The following is a 20,593-nucleotide window of genomic DNA, read 5'->3' as shown; positions in this document are numbered from 1 at the left end:
AGAACTTGTTTGAATTAAAAAACTCTATTCTCTATTCAACTTTTCCCATTTTCAATTGTAAAATTCACTCAAATTGACGGTTTTCAAGAAATTCTATAATAGATTTTAATAATTTTAAACACACATACTAAATAGCCTTTAAAAAAGTTATATTTTAGTCAACTATTAAAAGGATAACTGCTAATTATATGAAGCGCCTACTCTATTTTACTGCACTTTTTATTTTCATTTTAACGTGGAGTTCTTGTCGTAAAGATTTTGACTTTCAACCTAGCAACGGTACTTTAGGTTTCTCTAAAGACACTGTGTATTTAGACACTGTTTTTACCAACATTGGCTCAAGTACTTACACTTTAAAAGTGTATAATAATTCAGATGAAGACATCTACGTCCCAAACATTAGACTAGAAAATGGCGAAACATCTGGTTACCGATTAAACGTAGACGGAATGGCTGGAAAAAACTTTGACAATGTCGAAATTTTAGCAAAAGACAGCATGTTTGTTTTTATCGAAATTACCGAAGATATTCAAAATCATATGGCAACAGATTTTGAATTTTTATACACCGACAAAATCCTTTTTGACGCAGGCAATTTACAGCAAGACGTAGATTTAGTAACCTTAATAAAAGATGCTGTTTTTATTTACCCTGATAGAGATGAAACTACTCAAATTGTAGAAACATTAACCCTAACTATTGATGGACAACCGGTTGAAACTGATTTGCAAGGTCGCGAGTTATTACCTGAAGAATTAACCTTTACCAACCAAAAACCCTACGTTATATACGGTTACGCAGCTGTACCAGCTGGCGAAACCTTAACTGTAGAAGCTGGTGCACGTGTGCATTTTCATGCAAATTCAGGTTTAATTGTTCAAGAAAATGCCTCTTTAAATGTAAATGGTGCGTTAAGTAATGACCAAGACCTTTTAGAAAACGAAGTTATTTTTGAAGGCGACCGTTTAGAGCCAATTTATAGTGATGTACCAGGACAATGGGGAACCATTTGGCTATTTGAAGACAGCCAAAATAACATTATAAATTACGCAACAATAAAAAATGGTACGGTTGGTATTTTATCTGATGCTAACCCAAATACAGGTATGCCTACTAACAAATTAACCATTACCAATTCGCAGATTTACAACTTTAGTACTTTTGGTATTTTAGGAAGAAACACATCGATAAACGCCGAAAATTTAGTTATCAACAATTCTGGTCAAGCTAGTTTTGGCGCCACTTTAGGTGGAAAATATAACGTTACACACAGTACCATTACTAATTATTGGGATAGCAGTTTTAGACAATTTCCTGCGTTACTAATTAACAACTTTGTAATTAACGCAGATAACTCTGCAACAATTGCAGATTTAACCGAAGCCAATTTTAACAACTGTATTATTTACGGTAATGATAATCCAGAATTAATTGTAGATGAAATTGAAGACGCAAGCGTAGTTTTTAATTTTAAATTAACCAACTGTTTATTACGATTTCAAGATAGTGGAAACAATTTTAGTGGTGATAATTACAACTTTAATGATATTAACCATTACGAAAACATCATTTTTAATGAAGATCCTAATTTTAGAGCACCTTTTGAAAACGATTTAATTATAGGCGAAAACTCTGCAGCAAATAATCAAGGTAATGCTACGTTTGCTACGCAAGTGCCAAATGACATTTTGGGTGTTAATCGTACAGCAAGTCCTGATTTAGGTGCTTATCAGCATGTTATTTTTGAGTAGAACTTAAATTATACCCTTTCATCAACAATAACATAATTAACTCGGTTATCAGAATTATTATAATTATATCCAACTGTAATCTTATAATTATCTAAATACCACTCTCTTAGTTTAAAACTATTATTTTCATTTAATATTAAAAGGTCTGTTTTAGAAAACTCTCCATCCATTAAATGAGTTTCACCCAACTTTTCAAAAAACTTATCAATTAAATTTTTTATAGCTTTTTCTTTTTGATTTGATTGAGATAAATAAAGAGATTTAGTGCCATTTTTAAACTCACTTAAAGATATGTAGTCAAATTCATCTTCTTTCTCTTGTAAGTAAATTTCAGAGACTCTAATTACATCGTCAATTTCCTCTTGTAAAGAAATCTCTACATCTTCCATTTCGTCTTGATTGAACTCATGTAAATTTATACCTAAACTACTCAATATTTTATTTTCTTTTAGCAATTTATTCTGATTTGAATCAAAATTATCAGTTTCAGTTTTAATTACTTTTTCATCATCTTTTTGTTTATAAATTTCTGATGATTTTTTATTTGGTCTAAAAAAGCTAAATATTCCCATTAAATTATTGCATATTATTATTATTAAAGTTACTAAAATACATTAATTGTAATAAAAAAAGCCCACATTTTCAATGAGCTTTTTCTTTCCGCGAAAGCGAAATTATCTTTTTAAGCAAATAATGGTAAATCACTCATCATTGCATTCACTTTTACTGCAATAGCGTCTAGTTTATCTTCGTCTTCGTAATTTGTAATCACTTCGTCCATAAGATTTACGATTGCTTCCATATCTCCTTCTTTTAAGCCTCTTGTGGTTATAGCTGGTGTACCAACTCTAATTCCTGAGGTTACAAACGGACTTTTATCGTCAAAAGGCACCATGTTTTTGTTTACGGTAATATCTGCTTTTACCAACGCTTGTTCTGCATCTTTACCTGTAATATTTTTGTTACGTAAATCTATTAACATCATGTGGTTATCTGTACCACCAGAAATAATGTTATAACCACGATCTACAAACGCTTTTGCCATAGCTGCTGCATTTTTCTTTACTTGTAACATGTAGTGTAAAAAGTCATCTGTTAATGCTTCACCAAAAGCAATTGCTTTTGCAGCAATAATATGCTCTAATGGTCCACCTTGATTACCTGGGAACACACCAGAATCTAATAAAGAAGACATCATACGTGGTTTTCCGTTTTTAAGTGTGATACCAAACGGATTTTCAAAATCTTTACCCATTAAAATCATTCCGCCTCTAGGACCACGTAATGTTTTATGTGTTGTTGTGGTTACAATATGGCAATGTGGCATTGGATCGTTTAAAATGCCTTTAGCAATTAATCCAGATGGATGAGAAATATCTGCTAATAAAATAGCACCTACGCTATCTGCTATTTCACGAAAACGCTTAAAATCTATATCCCTAGAGTAAGCAGAAGCACCAGCAATGATTAATTGCGGTTTTTCTTTGGTAGCAATCTCTTGTATTTTATCGTAATTTAAAACACCTGTCTCCTCTTCTACTCCATAAAATACAGGATTGTATAATTTACCAGAAAAATTTACTGGAGATCCGTGTGTTAAATGTCCTCCATGAGATAAATCAAAACCTAAAATTTTATCACCTGGTTTTAAACACGCATGGTAAACTGCTGTATTAGCTTGGCTACCAGAATGTGGTTGTACGTTAGCATAGTCTGCACCAAACAATGCTTTTGCACGGTCTATTGCAATTTGTTCTACCTCATCAACAACTTCACATCCACCATAATAACGCTTACCAGGATAACCTTCGGCGTATTTATTAGTTAGTACAGATCCAGCAGCTTCCATAACTTGGTCGCTTACAAAGTTTTCGGAAGCAATAAGCTCTATACCGTGTAACTGTCTGTCTTTTTCTGCTTCAATTAATTCAAATATTTGTTCGTCGCGTTGCATAATTTTTGTTACTCGTTAAAAATTTATCAAAAATAAGAAATATGTCTTGTAAATAATTCAAAAAACATATATTTACTAAGAATTTATAAACAACAAATCAACAAAACTTTATGCCTTTAACAGCTAACAATCCGGATAGAAAATCGTGGTTACACGTCGATAAAAATTCAGATTTCCCTATACAAAACATACCTTTTGGCGTCTTTTTAACTAGAGACGATATTATTACCATCGGAACTCGTATTGGTGATACCGCTATAGATTTAGGCGCTTTACACCAATTAGGTTATTTTGACGGCATACCATTAACTGACGATATTTTCTTACAAGATACTTTAAACGATTTTATTGCTGACGGACGCAAAACATGGCGTGCTGTAAGAAATAGAATTGCAGAAATCTTTGACGCAGATAATGACACATTAAAAAACAATGTAAAACACAAGGAAATTGTATTATTTAGATTAGATGAAATTGAAATGCAATTACCTGTTCAAGTTGGTGATTATACAGACTTTTACTCTAGCATAGAACATGCTACAAATGTTGGTACTATGTTTAGAGATCCAGATAATGCATTGTTACCAAACTGGTTACACATACCTGTTGGTTATCATGGTAGAAGCAGCTCTATTATTCCTTCAGGAATACCAGTACACAGACCACAAGGACAAACTTTACCTGCTGGTGCTGAAGAGCCTGTTTTTGGTCCAAGTAAATTAGTAGATTTTGAATTAGAAATGGCTTTTATAACTACAGATGCTAACGATTTAGGTGAACCTATTCCTGTAGATGAAGCTGAAGAATACATCTTTGGATTAGTATTATTTAACGATTGGTCTGCACGTGATATTCAAAAATGGGAATATGTGCCTTTAGGTCCATTTTTAGCAAAAAACTTTGCGTCTTCAATTTCTCCTTGGATAGTGACATTAGATGCATTACAACCATTTAAAACAGACGGACCAAAACCTTTAAAAAAGCAACTTCCTTACTTACAACAAAAAGGAAAGAAAAGTTACGATATTAACTTAGAAGTTGCTATTCAGCCAGAAAAAGCTAAAGAAAAAGTAGTTAGTAAATCTAACTTTAAGTATATGTATTGGAGCATGTCTCAACAATTAGCACACCATACTATTAATGGTTGTCCTGTTAATTCTGGAGATATGATGGGAAGTGGTACTATCTCTGGTTCTACTCCAGAAAGTTACGGATCAATGCTTGAGCTTACTTGGCGTGGAGAAAAACCTTTAAAAATGACTGATGGTACAGAGCGTAAATTTATCAATGATAATGATACTGTTATTATGCGTGGTTTTTGTGAAAAAGATGGTACCAGAATTGGTTTTGGTGAAGTTAAAACAAAACTTTTACCAGTTTTTAATCCAAAAAAATCAAAATAATTTGTCTTAGTACAATACTTATTATCAAATAATTATAACCCTTTAGTTTTTTCTAAAGGGTTTTATTTTTAGTTTTGGCACGCATCTTGAAAACACTTAACCTAACAACCCTTAAAACCCAAAAAAGATGAAAAACTTTACAATTATTACAGTACTTTTTCTGGCACTATCATCTTGTGTGGGAAGAAAACAAATTGAAAAACATTTAAACTCAGGTAACTACGATCAAGCCATTAATAATGCATTAAAAAAGCTTGAAACTAACAAAAACACAAAGCGTAAACAAGATTATGTGTTTTTATTAAGAGATGCGTATTACAAAGTTGTAGAGGATAATCATTACAGAATTAACCAATTAAAACAAGATGGTAACCCTGAATATTACGAGGATATCTATAATCTTTACACGCGTTTAGATAGTAGACAAAACTCTATAAAAAGTGTGTTACCACTTCAAATAAATGGTAAAACGGTTAAATTTAAATTCAACGATTATACATCTGAAATTATAAATTATAAATCTAAAGTTTCTGACTATAAATACAGTCAGGCAAGACAATTATTAAGCACTTCAGATAAATATAACGCTAGAGAAGCCTATGATTTATTAGAAGATATAGAGTACATTAATCCTAACTTTAAAAATGTAAGGTTATTGATGGATGAAGCTCATAGCAAAGGAACAGACTATGTTATCGTTTCTATTAAAAATGAAACTAACCAAATTGTTCCTAGACGTTTAGAGAACGAGTTATTAGATTTTGACACCTATGGTTTAAATGACAATTTCTGGACTTTATATCACGCTTCACCTTATCAAGGTGTAATTTATGATTATGCAATGGACTTACAGCTTAAACGTATTAATATTTCTCCAGAACATATTTATGAAAAAGAATATGTTAGAGAAGCAGAAATTGTAGACGGTTGGGAATATGTTTTAGATGAAAACGGAAATGTAGCCAAAGACAGTTCTGGAAATGACATAAAACAAGATAAAATTGTTAGAGTATTAGCTAGACTATCTGAAGTACAGCAAGTAAAATCAACTCAAGTTATTGGTCAAGTTGTTTTTACTGACTTAAAACAAAATCAAATTTTAGAACGTTTTCCTATTGATAGCGAATTTATTTTTGAAAATTTCTATGGAACAGTTAGAGGTGACAGACGTGCATTAAACGATGACGATAAAAGGCTTTTAGGTAATAGAGCTGTACCATTTCCAACAAACGAGCAAATGGTTTATGATACAAATGAAGATCTAAAACTCAAACTAAAAAGTATCATAAAACGAATGACATTCTCATAAACTAAAAACTCCCAAATTGGGAGTTTTTTTATTTTAAATCAACACCTTTTGTTGTAAAAGATAAACCTTGTTGCCCAGAAGTAGAAATCATTACTGCTTCAAAATAAGGCGCATGAGTACTTTTTGTGGCTAGCCAATCAAAAATAAAATTAGCTCCTGTACCACCTTCAATATCATTTTCATCTATAACAATTTCTATGGTTTGCATAGGCTTTACAAAAATTGGTTGTTTTATATAATGCCTTATTAAGTCGCCTTTTGTATTAAAATAGTCTGCACTATTAATATAAATTGTATCAGTTCTATTTGTGTTTCTTATGCTAACGGTAGCGGTCAAATCGTGTGTTTTATGTTCTGTAGTACTGTAAATTTGCGAATAAACAGATAAATAAGAACTACCAGACACTAGAGAATCATTAATAGTTCCTGTCCATTTCATAGCCTCCAAATGACTAGAAGGTTTAGGCTCATTATTCTGTTTAGTTTCACAACTAAACAAAAAACTAACAACAGTAATTAAAAGCGCTACTTTTTTCATAAAATTAATTTTATATAAAGGTACTTAAATCTAAATCATTTATTGCACCGTGACTAGCATGAGCAACCACTACTCCATTTTTAATAATTAGTAATTGTGGTGATTGATGCATTACTTGAAATTTGTAACCAACCTCATTAGATACATCTCTAAAATTTAACAAATCTAAATAATATAAATCTGCATTTAGATCTAAATCATAAGCTTCAGTAAATTGATTTAATACCATTCTACTAATTCCACATCTTGTAGAATGTTTAAATATCAGCTGTGTTTTTCCTTTAGATGATAATTCAATGTCATCTAATTGCTCTATACTTGTTAAGTTTTGCCAAGGTAGTACTTTCTCTTCCTTAGGCGTTTTATTATTTCCAAAAAGTTTTCCAAACATATAGTATTCTTCGTTTTTCCGCGAAAGCGAAACATTAAATTTATTAGTAAGTCGACATCATTTTCAAAACTTACAAACTGACTAAAAGTCAGCTATAATCAACCATCAACAGACGTTTTGTCTTTCAATCAGCATTGGTAAGATAATTGAAATACTGCTAGCAACATCGTAATACATATTAAAAATGAACTTAAACAATTATACAATAAAATCGCAAGAAGCCATACAACATTCGCAACAAATTGCGCAAAGTTATGGGCATCAACAAATAGAAAACGAACACCTTTTTAAGGGTATCCTAGAAGTTGATGAAAACGTGTTACCATTTATATTAAAAAAATTAAACGTTAACACCACTGTATTAAAACAAGTTTTAGACAAACAATTAGAAAGTTTTGCTAAAGTGTCTGGTGCAGATCTTATGTTATCTCGCGAAGCCGGAAAAACCCTAAACGAAGCCTCTATCATTGCAAAAAACATGAAAGACGACTTTGTGTCTGTAGAGCATTTAATCTTAGCTATCTTAAAATCTAATAGCAAGATTGCACAAATGCTTAAAGACCAAAGCGTCACCGAAAAAGGTTTAAAAGCAGCAATTGAGGAACTTAGAAAAGGTGATCGTGTAACGTCTCAAAGCCAAGAGGAAACATATAACGCACTTAATAAGTACGCAAAAAACCTAAACCAATTAGCAAAAGACGGTAAACTAGACCCAGTAATTGGTCGTGACGAAGAGATTAGACGTATTTTACAAATCTTATCGCGTCGTACAAAAAATAACCCTATTTTGGTTGGTGAACCTGGTACTGGTAAAACCGCTATTGCCGAAGGTTTAGCGCATCGTATTGTAGATGGTGACGTACCAGAAAACTTAAAAGAAAAGCAAATTTTTGCTTTAGATATGGGTGCACTTATTGCAGGTGCTAAATTTAAAGGAGAATTTGAAGAACGTCTAAAAGCTGTCATAAAAGAAGTAACCACTAGCGAAGGTGATATTGTACTTTTCATAGACGAAATACATACGCTTGTTGGTGCTGGTGGCGGACAAGGTGCAATGGACGCAGCTAACATCCTAAAACCTGCATTAGCGCGTGGTGAGTTAAGATCTATTGGTGCAACAACACTTGACGAGTATCAAAAATACTTCGAAAAAGACAAAGCTTTAGAACGTCGTTTTCAAAAAGTAATGGTAGACGAGCCGGATACAGAAAGCGCCATTTCTATACTTAGAGGTATTAAAGAAAAGTACGAAACACATCATAAAGTACGTATTAAAGACGAAGCTATTATTGGTGCTGTAGAGTTATCACAACGTTACATTACCAACAGATTTTTACCAGATAAAGCTATCGATTTAATGGATGAAGCAGCTTCAAAACTGCGTATGGAGATTAATTCTAAACCAGAAGAATTAGATGTTTTGGATAGAAAAATCATGCAGTTAGAAATTGAAATTGAAGCCATTAAGCGCGAAAAAGATGAAGTAAAACTGAAATCTTTAAGAAGTGATTTAGCTAATCTTAAAGAAGAACGAAATGAGATTAACGCCAAGTGGAAAAGCGAAAAAGAAGTTGTAGACAATATCCAAAACACAAAACAAGATATTGAAAACTTTAAGCTTGAAGCTGAACGTGCAGAGCGCGAAGGCGATTATGGTAAAGTAGCCGAGCTTAGATATGGTAAAATAAAAGAAGCTCAAGAAAAACTGGAAAGCCTTCAAAAAGACTTACAATCGCAATCAGAACATAGTTTAATTAAAGAAGAAGTTAACTATGATGATATTGCTGAAGTTGTTGCAAAATGGACAGGTATTCCTGTGACTAAAATGCTTCAAAGCGAACGCGAAAAGCTATTAAAACTAGAAGACGAGCTTCACAAACGTGTGGTTGGTCAAGAAGAAGCTATAGAAGCAGTAAGTGATGCTGTTAGACGTAGCCGTGCAGGTTTACAAAATCCACAAAAACCAATTGGTACATTCCTCTTTTTAGGAACAACTGGTGTTGGTAAAACCGAATTAGCAAAAGCGTTAGCCGAGTATCTTTTTGATGACGAAAATGCCATGACACGTATTGATATGAGCGAATACCAAGAACGTCACGCTGTTAGTAGATTAGTTGGTGCGCCTCCAGGATATGTTGGCTACGACGAAGGTGGACAATTAACAGAAGCCGTTAGACGTAAACCATATTCTGTAGTATTGTTAGACGAAATTGAAAAAGCACATCCGGATACGTTCAATATTTTATTACAAGTTTTAGATGAAGGTCATTTAACAGATAATAAAGGTAGAATGGCTGACTTTAAAAACACCATTATAATCATGACTTCAAATATGGGAAGTCATATTATACAAGAGCGTTTTGAAGCAACCAAAGATGTAGAATCTGCAATGGAAGCAGCTAAAGTTGAAGTTTTAGGTTTACTAAAACAAACGGTTAGACCAGAGTTTTTAAACCGTATTGATGACACTATTATGTTTACACCATTAACACAAGACAACATTACCGAGATTGTTGGATTACAGTTAAAAAGTGTTACAAAAATGATAGGAAAACAAGGTATAACCTTTGACGCTACACCAGAAGCAATAGCGTATTTAGCACAAAAAGGTTATAATCCAGAATACGGAGCAAGACCGGTAAAACGTGTGATTCAAAAAGAAGTATTAAATCAATTAAGTAAAGAGATTTTAGCTGGAAAAATAAATACAGACAGCATCATTTTATTAGATGCTTTTGATGGCGAATTAGTCTTTAGAAACCAAGGTGATTTAGTACAAGAAGAATTTTAATTTAGTGACTGAGCCAAGTCAAAGTCACAAAATTCTGTTAATTAAAAAAACACATAAAATAATTAAGACTTAAGACCGTTTTCATAATTGGTTGGTTAGTTGAGAAGCAACACAATACTTACTTAAAGTGGCGTGTTGCTTTTTTTTATTATGTTTTTAAAATAAAAAAAGCCACTTTTTCAAGTGGCTTTCTGAAATTTTGGTTAAACTAACTAACTCTTAAAATAATAATTTGATACCAAAATTTGCTTTTTGTTAGTTTGTCTTTTAATTAAAAGATATATTTTAAACCTATAGACATTCCAGATCCTAATCCTTCTTGTGTTTGTGCATCAAACATATTGAATCCTAAAGTAGTAGTTCCTGTAGCATCTCCACCATCAGGTTTAATAGAGTTGTATCCAAATCTACCAAACTTAGCTTCGATTGTCCATTTACCACCAATAAAGTAGTCTATACCTGGCTCGATGTTAAATCCATATCCAGTAAAGTTTTCTCCAAATAATAATGGCACGTTAGCTTCACCAAATAAGAAAAACTTGTCAGTTACACCAAAGTATTTTCTTGCTAATGGCTTAACAACAAAAGTGTTAGTCGCATCAGCACTTCCTACTTTATTGTTAACGATACCTACAGCACCACCAACGGTTACTGTTGGAGATACAAAATATCCAACTGCTGGTAATAAAACTAATGTTTGAGTATCTGAAGCTTCGCTATCTGTAAAACTACCAGCTGCTAATCCCCACCAAGCTCCTTTAAATCCTTGGCTTTCTTCTTGAGCAGACACTTTAAATGATATTAATAAAATTAATGCAAATGATAATAATAATTTTTTCATGTTTAATATTTGTTTTTTGTTACTGATACAAATTTATAGAGGTCATGAAGTATAAAAACTGACTTTTATCATGCTTTTTAAAAGTTTTTCGTACAACTTAAAAATGATTACCAAGTACATTATTATTCTGCACAAAATTTCAATAACTTTATACCATAATTATTATTCATATGAATTCTTTAAATACATATATAGATCATACCCTTCTTAAAGCAACAGCTACAGAACAAGACATCATCAATCTGTGTAACGAAGCTAAAACACATCAATTCTTTTCTGTATGCGTTAATAGTTGTTATGTTAGTTTAGCTAAAGCTGAATTAGAAAACTCAAACGTAAAAGTATGTAGCGTCATAGGCTTTCCGTTAGGTGCTATGAGTACAAAAGCAAAAGTTGAAGAAACCAAACAAGCCCTAAAAGACGGTGCAGACGAAATAGATATGGTACTTAACATTGGCTTTTTAAAGAGTAAAAACTTTGATGCCGTTTGGCAAGATATTGAAGCTGTAAAACAAGTTATGCCTCACAATACGTTAAAAGTGATTCTAGAAACTTGTTATTTAGAAGAAATTGAAATCATTAAAGCAAGTGAGTTAGCGATCAATTCTGGAGCAGATTTTATTAAAACATCAACAGGTTTTGGTACTGGAGGCGCAACAATACACGATGTAAAACTTATGAAAAGCGTTGCTGAAAAATGCAATGTAAAAATTAAAGCTTCTGGCGGAATTAGAGATACCAAAACTGCAAAAGCATACATAGAAGCTGGTGCAGAACGTATCGGAACATCTAACGGAATTGCAATTGTAACAGGTCAAAAAGCCGAAGAAGGTAATTATTAATCACAACTTTAGACAAAAAAATGAGCGTACATATTGAAGCCAAAAAAGGCGAAATAGCAGAAACCATATTACTTCCAGGTGATCCTTTACGTGCTAAATGGATTGCAGAAACTTTTCTTGAAAACCCAGTTTGTTTTAACCGTGTAAGAAACATGTTTGGTTACACAGGTACTTATAAAGGCAATAAAATATCTGTAATGGGAACAGGTATGGGCGTACCTAGTATTTCAATTTATGCACACGAGCTTATTACAGAATACGGCGTTAAAAACCTAATAAGAGTTGGTAGTGCTGGATCCTACCAAGAGCATGTAAAAATTAGAGATATTGTTATTGCTATGGCGGCATCTTCTAATTCTGGATTAAACGAGCTGCGTTTTGGTGGTGCAGATTATGCACCTACAGCTAATTTTGAGCTATTTGAAAAAGCTGTAAATGTGGCTAGATCCAAAAACATTCCAATAAAAGCAGGTAATATTTTTACTAGTGACGAATTTTACGCAGACGATTTTGAGTCTTACAAAAAATGGTCAAAATTCGGGTTACTTTGTGTTGAAATGGAAACCGCTGGTTTATATACCGTTGCTGCAAAACATAAAGTTAGTGCGCTTACTATTTTAACTATTTCTGATTCTTTAGTGACTGGTGAAAGAACAACAAGCGAAGAACGAGAAACTACCTTTTCTGAAATGATTGAAATAGCTTTAGAACTGGCTTAAATTCTTCTTAAAAAACCTCGCAAAACATTTAATTTTATTAGCTTTGCCTTAATGCAAAAGAAAATAAACATACTTAATAAAAAGGCTAAATTTCAATATGAAATTTTAGACAAATTCACTGCTGGAATTGTTTTAACTGGTACCGAAATTAAATCCATTAGAGACAGCAAAGCCTCGATAGCCGAAAGTTTTTGCGAGTTTAATGAGCGTGGCGAGTTATTTGTCATTAATATGACCATACAAGAGTATGTTTTCGGTAATTATTACAACCACAAACCTAAAGCAGAGCGTAAATTATTACTTAACAGACGTGAGCTTAAAAAGTTAGAAAAAGAAGTCAATACGTCTGGTTTAACTATCATTCCACTACGTTTATTTATTAATGAAAGAGGTCTTGCAAAGCTAGATATAGCTTTAGCTAAAGGTAAAAAGCTTTACGACAAAAGAGAAACTATTAAAGATCGTGACAACAAACGTAATCTAGATCGTATCAAGAAAATTTATAATTAATTTAAGACACTGATTTTTAAATTGTTTCTCAAAAAAAATTAAGTTTGGTTTTTATATAGGCAACCATTTAGGTAAAAATTGCGTCTATACTATAAAACCAACATAATGAAAAAATCTTTACTTCTTTTACTTCTATTATTTTGTATTAAAGTTTCTGCACAAGTTGTAGGAACTGTAACTTCTAAAGAAAACAAACCACTTGCGGTAGTCAATATTTTTGTTGAAAACACACGAAAAGGTACAACCACAAACAATGACGGTTATTACCAATTAGATATTAAAAACACAGGAGATTACACGATTGTTTTTCAGTATTTAGGATTTAAAACACTAAAAAAGACTGTGACCATTAACAGTTTTCCTTTTACGTTAGATGCTGTTTTAGAAGAAGAAGATATTAGTTTAGATGAAGTTGTGCTTGATGCTAACGAAGATCCAGCCATTCAAATTATTAGAAACACTATTGCCAAAAGAGAAGAAAACCTAGAAAAATATAATACTTTCACCGCTGATTTTTATTCCAGAGGTTTATTACAACTTAAAGATGCTCCAGAAAAGATTTTTGGTCAAGAAATTGGCGATTTAGGCGGAAGTTTAGACTCTACAAGAAGTGGTATTATTTACCTTTCTGAAACTATTTCTAAATTAGAAAAATTATCACCTAAACCTTTAAAAGAAACCATTATAGCTTCTAAAGTAAGTGGTAATAGTACTGGTTTTAGTTTTAATAACGCTACAGATGTCGACTTTAATTTTTACGAAAACACCATAAGTCTTGAAACCGAAATCGTCTCACCAATTGCAGACTTCGCCTTTAATTATTACAACTACAAGTTAGTCGGTACATTTTATGATGATTCAGGACATTTGGTCAATAAAATTCAAGTTTTGCCAAAGCGTAAAAACGACAAAACCTTTGATGGTTACATTTATATTGTAGAAGATCAATGGAGTTTATTTGGTTTAGAACTTAACGTTACTGGTCAACAAGCACAAATTGCTCCTGTAGATTTGTTTACTATCAATCAGTCCTTTTCATATTTTGAAGACGAAAAAGTTTGGGGGAAAATTTCCCAAATATTCGATTTTACCTTTGGTTTTATGGGCTTTAATGGTAGCGGACGCTTTACCGCAGTGTACAGCGACTATGATTTTAATCCTAATTTAGATAAGAACAATTTCTCGCGTGAGATTCTTTCATTTAAGGATAACGCCAACAAAAAAGATAGTTTATATTGGCAAGAAAAACGACCTGTACCACTTACAGATGCAGAGGTTAAAGACTATATTAAAAAAGATAGTATACAATTGGTTAGAGAATCTCAACCTTACTTAGATTCGGTAGATCAAGTAGAAAATAAATTTAAACTTGGTGATATTTTAGGCGGTTATACGTATAAAAATTCGTTTAAAAAGAAGACGTTTTCAATTTCGTCTCCAATAAGTGCGCTTCAGTTTAATACCGTTCAAGGTTGGAACGGAACAATAACCACAAATTATACAAAACGCTATAAAGACAGCGAAAAATATTTCAACATAAAATCTGATGTTAACTATGGTTTTGCAGATGACAGATTACGTGGTACAGGAACTATAAACTATAGATTCAACAATAAAAATCGTGCATTTGTATCGCTTTCTGGTGGTAGTAAAGTAGAGCAATTTAATCCAAGTTTAACTAGTTTGCCTCTATTAAATACGTCGTATTCTTTATGGGCAGAAAAAAACTATTTAAAGCTTTACGATCGTAGTTATGTACAAGCAAATTACAATCAAGAGTTAGTCAATGGACTTCACTTCTACTCTAATTTGAGTTACAATAACCGAAAATCGCTTTTCAATACCACAGACCAAGCTTGGTACCCAAAAGCAGACCGAGAATATACCAGTAACAATCCAATAGATCCTACAGCTTACGGTATTCCTTCTTTTGCAAATCATCATATTTATAAGTTAAATTTAAACACGCGTATTAATTTTGGTCAAAACTATTTAAGTTATCCTAACGGAAAATATAACATACCAAATAGTAAAATTCCGACGCTATTTTTAGGTTACGAAAAAGGATTTGGCAGTAGCATTAGCAACTACAATTTTGATTTGTTTAAAGCACAATTATATCAAAACGTCAACTTAAGCAACAAAGGAGATTTAACTTACTTTTTAAAAGCTGGCGTATTTAATAATGCAGAAAATATTGCGTTTATAGATTACCATCACTTTAACGGTAACCAAACCAATGTTGTTATGGATGGTAATTACATTAACAGCTTTAAAATCTTACCGTATTACGATTTAAGCACCAATAACAACTATGCCGAAATCCATGCAGAGCACAACTTTAAAGGCTATATTTTAAACAAAATCCCTTTAATAAATAAACTAAACTACAATTTGGTATTAGGTTACAACGCTGCATTAACTAAAGAAAACAAGCCTTACAACGAGTTTTCAATAGGTTTAAGCAACTTAGGTTGGGGAAAAGTTAGGTTTTTGCGTGTAGATTATGTGCGCGCTTATTCTGGAAGCGGATTGGTTAATGATACCTTTTTGTTTGGGTTTAGTTTTTAAATGAATCATAAACTGTTAATCTAGATTTGATTTTGAATAAAAAATCAATTAACTTCGTTTGATAATAGATAATAGGAATTGGAAATTTGCTTTGTCTTTTTATTAGCAATAAGCAGAAAATGCAACACCTTAACAAAAATTAAACAAAAAAACACGATTAAATTAAGTTTTTTATTGTTAATTTGTAAACAACTTACAAAATAGCACTAAAAAATGATAATCAACTTTAGTTTGCAAAACTTTGGCTCTGTAAAAGATAAGCAGACATTGACTTTTGAAGCAGACAAATCTGAACACCTTAATGATTTTTACATTGTAAACAGAAATGGATTTAGATTACTTAAGTTAGCTCTTATCTATGGAGCCAATGCATCAGGTAAAACTACAATACTTAATGGTTTAGAGTTTTTACGTGATTTAGTCCTAGAGCCCGAAGAAAAGAAAACTGATGAATTGGAATTTAAACCTTTTCTTTTTGACGAACAAACACCTAATCAGAATTCAATACTGTCTATTGATTTTTTACAAAATGGAATACGATATGATTATGAAGTAGAATTTACGGAACAAGCAATCGTAAGTGAAAAACTAGACAATTATAATCCAAAAAAGGCAAATATTTTTACAAGAAAAACAGATTTAAAACATCAATTTTCTGAAATAAAATTTGGTAGTAAAATTAAAAAAGACAAAACTTTTAAAAAGACACTTGAATCCAATACTCTTTGGAACAATACAGTTTTAGGAGGATACCTAAAAACTAACATTGATTTTATTGAACTGAATGAAACTGTTGATTGGTTTAGTAATTACCTTAAACCTTTAGTATATACCAGAACCAAATTAGAAGGTTTTGTTACATCAATTATTGAAGATAAAGAAATACAAAAAAAGGATGTCATAAACATACTCAAAAAAGCTGATTTTCATATATCAGACATATTAATTCAAGAAAAAAGTGAAGAACTACCAGAAGGATTTATTGATTTCGTAGAAAAATTAGAGATTTCTAACGATAGAGTTGACAAACTTAAAGAAGAAGGAAAAGTAACTTCAGTAAGCATAGATTTTGAACATACTGTAAATGGAAAGAAATATAGCTTGCCAATTGATTTAGAATCTCAAGGTACAAGAAGGTATTATGGATTTGCAGGTTTATTAGCCTTATTAATAAAAAACAAAAATATAATTCCAATCGATGAACTAGAATCATCTCTACATCCAGATTTATACATTCAATTCATATTGTCTTTTCTTGTTAATTCTCAAAATTCTCAAATATTAGCTACTACACATAATAGGGAAATATTAGATAATAAGGATTTATTTAGAAATGATGCAATTTGGTTCACAAATAAATCTGAAAACTGTTCAACTCAGTTATATTCCTTAGCTGATTTTGACACTTCTGTAGTTAGAGACACTACTAATGTTTTAAATGCATACAAGAGTGGTAAACTAAAAGGCAAGCCTAATTTGGGTGATTACTACATTGACCTTGATTAATACTTATGAGAAAAAGGTCGAAATTTAAAATAGCAGGTTCAAATGCATTTGCATTTGTAGTAGATGGAGATACTGAGGTTTGGTACTTACAAATGTTAAAGCGTAACGAAAGAGAGCTAAACATAAACATAGAACCAAAACTTCCAAGCAAAAAAAGTATTCCTGAACAATTTAAAATGGTGAAGGATTTAGCAGAAGACTACACAAAAGTTTTTTGGATTGTAGATTATGATGTTATTGTAAAAGAGACACGTGAAGCAAAAAAAGGTACTGAAACAAGCGAACAATTATTTATAAAACTAAAAGAAAAAGCTGAAAAGTTTGATAATGTTATTGTAATTGTTAACAATCCCTGTATAGAATTTTGGTTTTTATTACATTTTGAAAGGACAAGTAAACTCTTTACTGATTGCACATCAGCGGAGAAACAACTAAAAAAACACTTAACTGATTATGAAAAAACAAGAAAATATTTCACAAAACAGGATAATGATATTTACTTAAAAATCAAGCATAAGTTAAGTGATGCTAAAGTAAATTCAAAAAATCTAAAATTTGATAAATACAATACGAGCAAAGCAATCTGTGAAATGAATTCTCTATTCGAAATTGAAGAAATTCAAAAGGTGACCAACTAAAAATAAAGCCAACTGTCAACAATAGCTATAAGTAATTGCTTGTTCTCGGCTAATTCTTATCCTCCAATAGCGGTACAAATCTAAACTCGCCAAACTCAGTTTTTTCAAAATCGGTTTGACCTTTTCTAACAAAAAGTGTCATGGTTTGTACGTTATCTCCAACAGGGATTACTAAACGACCATCAATTTTAAGTTGCGCTAATAATGGTTTTGGTACAAATGGCGCGCCAGCAGTAACAATAATACTATCAAAAGGTGCTTCTTCTACCAATCCTTTGTAGCCATCACCAAAAATTAACTTTTTAGCACGATAGCCTATTTTTGGTAAAAAACGACTGGTTAGTTTAAATAATTCGTGTTGTCTTTCAATACTATATACTTTGGCGCCAAGCTCGCATAGCACAGCAGTTTGATAACCGCTACCTGTACCAATTTCTAAAACTTTATCGCCACGTTTTACTTGCATTAATTCGGTTTGAAATGCTACCGTATAAGGCTGCGATATGGTTTGATCTGCAGCAATAGGAAACGCTTTATCTTGATACGCATGATCCAAAAAACTAGAATCCATAAATAAGTGTCTAGGTATCTTACCAATAGCATCTAAAACATCGTTATTTGTAATTCCTTTAGCTTTTAAAACCGCAACTAATTGCTGTCTTAATCCTTTATGTTTAAACGTATCTTTCAAAATATGGGCTAGTTTCAGAGGTTAAAAATAGCTTAAAAATTTAAAGCTCAAAACAAAAATATTCAATTTATAAAATCTTCTTAAATCAAAGATTTAATTATCAAATTCATTTAAAAAACTGTTTAAAAAACTTATTTTTGTTAAAAACAGAATAATCTATGCTTAAAGCTGGTGTATTAGGTGCTGGTCACCTTGGAAAAATTCATTTAAGACTACTTAAACAATCAGAAAAATTTGAATTAGTAGGTTTTTACGATGCAGACCAAGAAAACGGTAAAAAAGTAGAAGCTGAATTTGGCTACAAATATTTTGAAACTATAGAACAATTAATAGACGCTGTAGATGTTGTAGATATTGTTACACCAACATTATCGCACTTTGACTGCGCTAGACAAGCCATTAAAAAAGGCAAACATATCTTTATTGAAAAACCAATTACAAACACTGTACAAGAAGCCGAAGCTATTAGAACTTTGGTTGCAGAACACGGTGTAAAAGGTCAAGTTGGTCATGTAGAACGTTTTAATCCTGCATTTACTGCAATAAAAGATCAATTAGATAGCCCAATGTTTATTGAGGCGCATCGATTGGCCGAATTTAATCCGCGTGGTACAGATGTACCTGTAGTTTTAGACTTAATGATTCACGATATAGACGTTATTTTAAGCGTTGTAAAATCTAAAGTCAAAAACGTATCTGCAAGTGGTGTTTCGGTAATTAGTGACACGCCAGATATTGCAAATGCGCGTATCGAGTTTGTTAATGGTTGCGTGGCCAATATTACAGCAAGCAGAATTTCACTTAAAAACATGCGTAAAACACGTTTTTTCCAGCGTGATGCTTACATATCGGTAGACTTTTTAGAAAAGAAATGTGAAGTCGTAAAAATGAAAGATGCACCAGAACAACCTGGAGATTTCGATATGATTTTACAAAATGCTGAAGGTATTAAAAAGCAAATCTATTTTGACAATCCAGAAATTTCGGCAAACAATGCCATTTTAGACGAGCTGGAAAGTTTTGCAAATGCCATAAATACCAACACAACACCTGTGGTTACACTACACGACGGTACAGAAGCTTTACGTGTAGCCACAATGATAATCGATCAATTTTAATTCCTTTTTGCTCTCCTCTAAAGTTTAAGAGGAGAATGAATTTTAATTTATAAAAATTAAAAGAAAGAGGAGTTTGTAAACATAAAAAAGAATAAAAAAAATGAAACATGTAGCAGTTATTGGTGCAGGAACAATGGGTAATGGTATTGCCCACACTTTTGCCCAATCAGGATTTAAAGTTAACTTAATAGATATTAGCGACGCGTCTTTAAAAAGAGGCATGGATACCATTGCAAAAAATTTAGATCGCATGGTCGCTAAAGAAAAAATTACAGATGCTGATAAAGCTGAAACTTTAGCAAACATTACCACATTTACAACTACAGAAGATGGCGTTAAAAATGTAGGTTTAGTTGTTGAAGCAGCTACCGAAAATGTAGACTTAAAACTTAAAATCTTCAAGCAATTAAGTGATGTTTGTCCAGAAGATACCATTTTAGCAACAAACACGTCTTCAATTTCTATCACACAGATTGCTGCAGTAACCAACAGACCAGACAAAGTGATTGGTATGCATTTTATGAATCCTGTACCAATCATGAAACTGGTAGAAATTATTAGAGGTTACAACACGACAGATGAAGTAACAAATACCATCATGGAATTATCTAAAATTTTAGGTAAAGTTCCTGTAGAAGTTAATGATTACCCTGGTTTTGTTGCCAACCGTATTTTAATGCCAATGATTAACGAGTCTATTGAAACCTTATACAATGGTGTTGCTGGTGTTACCGAAATTGATACCGTAATGAAATTAGGAATGGCACATCCAATGGGACCATTACAATTAGCAGATTTTATTGGTCTTGATGTGTGTTTATCCATCTTAGAAGTGATGTACAACGGATTTAAAAACCCTAAATATGCACCTTGCCCATTATTAGTAAATATGGTTCGTGCAGGAAAATTAGGTGTAAAATCTGGTGAAGGTTTTTACGATTATTCAGAAAGTAGAAAAGCAGAAAACGTTTCAAAACAATTTAGTTAATTAAATAATAATCAAACAATAAGGTAAATTCA

Annotated in this window: 18 protein-coding genes; 12 read left to right on the top strand and 6 right to left on the bottom strand. The window is 32.0% G+C overall.

Annotated features, from left to right (window positions below):
* Positions 1–188: 188 nt before the first annotated feature.
* The gene (locus WA327_RS09570; RefSeq protein ID WP_336069103.1) at positions 189–1,751 is read left to right on the top strand and encodes a hypothetical protein; all 1,563 of its coding nucleotides are present in this window, start codon (positions 189–191) and stop codon (positions 1,749–1,751) included.
* A gap of 8 nt (positions 1,752–1,759) precedes the next feature.
* Here WA327_RS09570 and WA327_RS09565 read toward each other — a convergent pair whose 3' ends face one another.
* Both WA327_RS09565 and glyA read right to left on the bottom strand, forming a co-directional pair.
* On the bottom strand, positions 1,760–2,323 hold the full coding sequence (locus WA327_RS09565; protein WP_336069101.1) for a hypothetical protein: 564 nt from the start codon (positions 2,321–2,323) through the stop codon (positions 1,760–1,762).
* A gap of 110 nt (positions 2,324–2,433) precedes the next feature.
* Positions 2,434–3,705, bottom strand: coding sequence for a serine hydroxymethyltransferase (glyA, locus tag WA327_RS09560; RefSeq protein WP_336069099.1), 1,272 nt, complete (start codon positions 3,703–3,705; stop codon positions 2,434–2,436).
* A gap of 110 nt (positions 3,706–3,815) precedes the next feature.
* Between glyA and fahA the strand changes: the two genes are divergently transcribed.
* Both fahA and WA327_RS09550 read left to right on the top strand, forming a co-directional pair.
* The gene (gene fahA / locus WA327_RS09555; protein WP_336069096.1) at positions 3,816–5,108 is read left to right on the top strand and encodes a fumarylacetoacetase; all 1,293 of its coding nucleotides are present in this window, start codon (positions 3,816–3,818) and stop codon (positions 5,106–5,108) included.
* 127 nt (positions 5,109–5,235) lie between these two features.
* Positions 5,236–6,417, top strand: a complete 1,182-nt coding sequence (locus WA327_RS09550; protein WP_336069094.1) for a hypothetical protein — start codon at positions 5,236–5,238, stop codon at positions 6,415–6,417.
* A gap of 28 nt (positions 6,418–6,445) precedes the next feature.
* Here WA327_RS09550 and WA327_RS09545 read toward each other — a convergent pair whose 3' ends face one another.
* Entirely contained in the window at positions 6,446–6,955 is a 510-nt protein-coding gene (locus WA327_RS09545; protein WP_336069092.1) for a DUF3124 domain-containing protein, read from the bottom strand.
* Positions 6,956–6,965: 10 nt separating this feature from the next.
* The gene (gene ytxJ, locus WA327_RS09540; protein ID WP_336069091.1) at positions 6,966–7,346 is read right to left on the bottom strand and encodes a bacillithiol system redox-active protein YtxJ; all 381 of its coding nucleotides are present in this window, start codon (positions 7,344–7,346) and stop codon (positions 6,966–6,968) included.
* Between the two features lie 184 nt (positions 7,347–7,530).
* Here ytxJ and clpB point away from each other — a divergent pair, with 184 nt between their 5' ends.
* Positions 7,531–10,137 carry an ATP-dependent chaperone ClpB gene (gene clpB, locus WA327_RS09535; RefSeq protein ID WP_336069088.1) on the top strand — a complete coding sequence of 869 codons (2,607 nt, stop codon included), beginning with the start codon at positions 7,531–7,533 and terminating at the stop codon, positions 10,135–10,137.
* Between the two features lie 271 nt (positions 10,138–10,408).
* On the opposite strand, the gene WA327_RS09530 is transcribed toward clpB, so the two are convergent.
* A complete protein-coding gene (locus WA327_RS09530; RefSeq protein ID WP_336069085.1) occupies positions 10,409–10,978 on the bottom strand; it encodes a hypothetical protein in 570 nt (189 codons plus the stop codon).
* A 170-nt stretch (positions 10,979–11,148) separates the two neighbouring features.
* Between WA327_RS09530 and deoC the strand changes: the two genes are divergently transcribed.
* The 6 genes from deoC (at position 11,149) to WA327_RS09500 (ending at position 17,764) form a co-directional block, all read left to right on the top strand.
* A complete protein-coding gene (gene deoC / locus WA327_RS09525) occupies positions 11,149–11,820 on the top strand; it encodes a deoxyribose-phosphate aldolase (RefSeq protein WP_336069083.1) in 672 nt (223 codons plus the stop codon).
* A 20-nt stretch (positions 11,821–11,840) separates the two neighbouring features.
* Entirely contained in the window at positions 11,841–12,539 is a 699-nt protein-coding gene (gene deoD, locus WA327_RS09520; protein WP_336069081.1) for a purine-nucleoside phosphorylase, read from the top strand.
* Positions 12,540–12,590: 51 nt separating this feature from the next.
* Positions 12,591–13,049: an SsrA-binding protein SmpB gene (gene smpB, locus WA327_RS09515; protein ID WP_336069079.1), complete on the top strand. Its 459-nt coding sequence runs from the start codon at positions 12,591–12,593 to the stop codon at positions 13,047–13,049.
* Between the two features lie 105 nt (positions 13,050–13,154).
* Complete coding sequence (locus WA327_RS09510; protein ID WP_336069077.1) at positions 13,155–15,620, top strand: DUF5686 and carboxypeptidase regulatory-like domain-containing protein; 2,466 nt, start codon at positions 13,155–13,157, stop codon at positions 15,618–15,620.
* Positions 15,621–15,833: 213 nt separating this feature from the next.
* Positions 15,834–17,126, top strand: coding sequence for an ATP-binding protein (locus WA327_RS09505; RefSeq protein WP_336069075.1), 1,293 nt, complete (start codon positions 15,834–15,836; stop codon positions 17,124–17,126).
* A gap of 5 nt (positions 17,127–17,131) precedes the next feature.
* A complete protein-coding gene (locus tag WA327_RS09500; RefSeq protein WP_336069073.1) occupies positions 17,132–17,764 on the top strand; it encodes an RloB family protein in 633 nt (210 codons plus the stop codon).
* A 49-nt stretch (positions 17,765–17,813) separates the two neighbouring features.
* On the opposite strand, the gene WA327_RS09495 is transcribed toward WA327_RS09500, so the two are convergent.
* A complete protein-coding gene (locus WA327_RS09495) occupies positions 17,814–18,455 on the bottom strand; it encodes a protein-L-isoaspartate(D-aspartate) O-methyltransferase (protein ID WP_336069070.1) in 642 nt (213 codons plus the stop codon).
* Between the two features lie 158 nt (positions 18,456–18,613).
* On the opposite strand from WA327_RS09495, the gene WA327_RS09490 reads away from it, so the two are divergent.
* Positions 18,614–19,573 (top strand): Gfo/Idh/MocA family oxidoreductase, encoded by a 960-nt coding sequence (locus WA327_RS09490; RefSeq protein ID WP_336069067.1) that lies wholly within the window; start codon positions 18,614–18,616, stop codon positions 19,571–19,573.
* A gap of 100 nt (positions 19,574–19,673) precedes the next feature.
* Positions 19,674–20,561 carry a 3-hydroxybutyryl-CoA dehydrogenase gene (locus WA327_RS09485; RefSeq protein WP_336069065.1) on the top strand — a complete coding sequence of 296 codons (888 nt, stop codon included), beginning with the start codon at positions 19,674–19,676 and terminating at the stop codon, positions 20,559–20,561.
* Positions 20,562–20,593 lie beyond the last annotated feature (32 nt).

The organism is Mesoflavibacter sp. CH_XMU1404-2, from assembly GCF_037029465.1.
Taxonomy (GTDB): domain Bacteria; phylum Bacteroidota; class Bacteroidia; order Flavobacteriales; family Flavobacteriaceae; genus Mesoflavibacter.
Note: the sequence above shows the minus strand (reverse complement) of the source record. Positions and strands in the feature narration are given on the sequence as shown.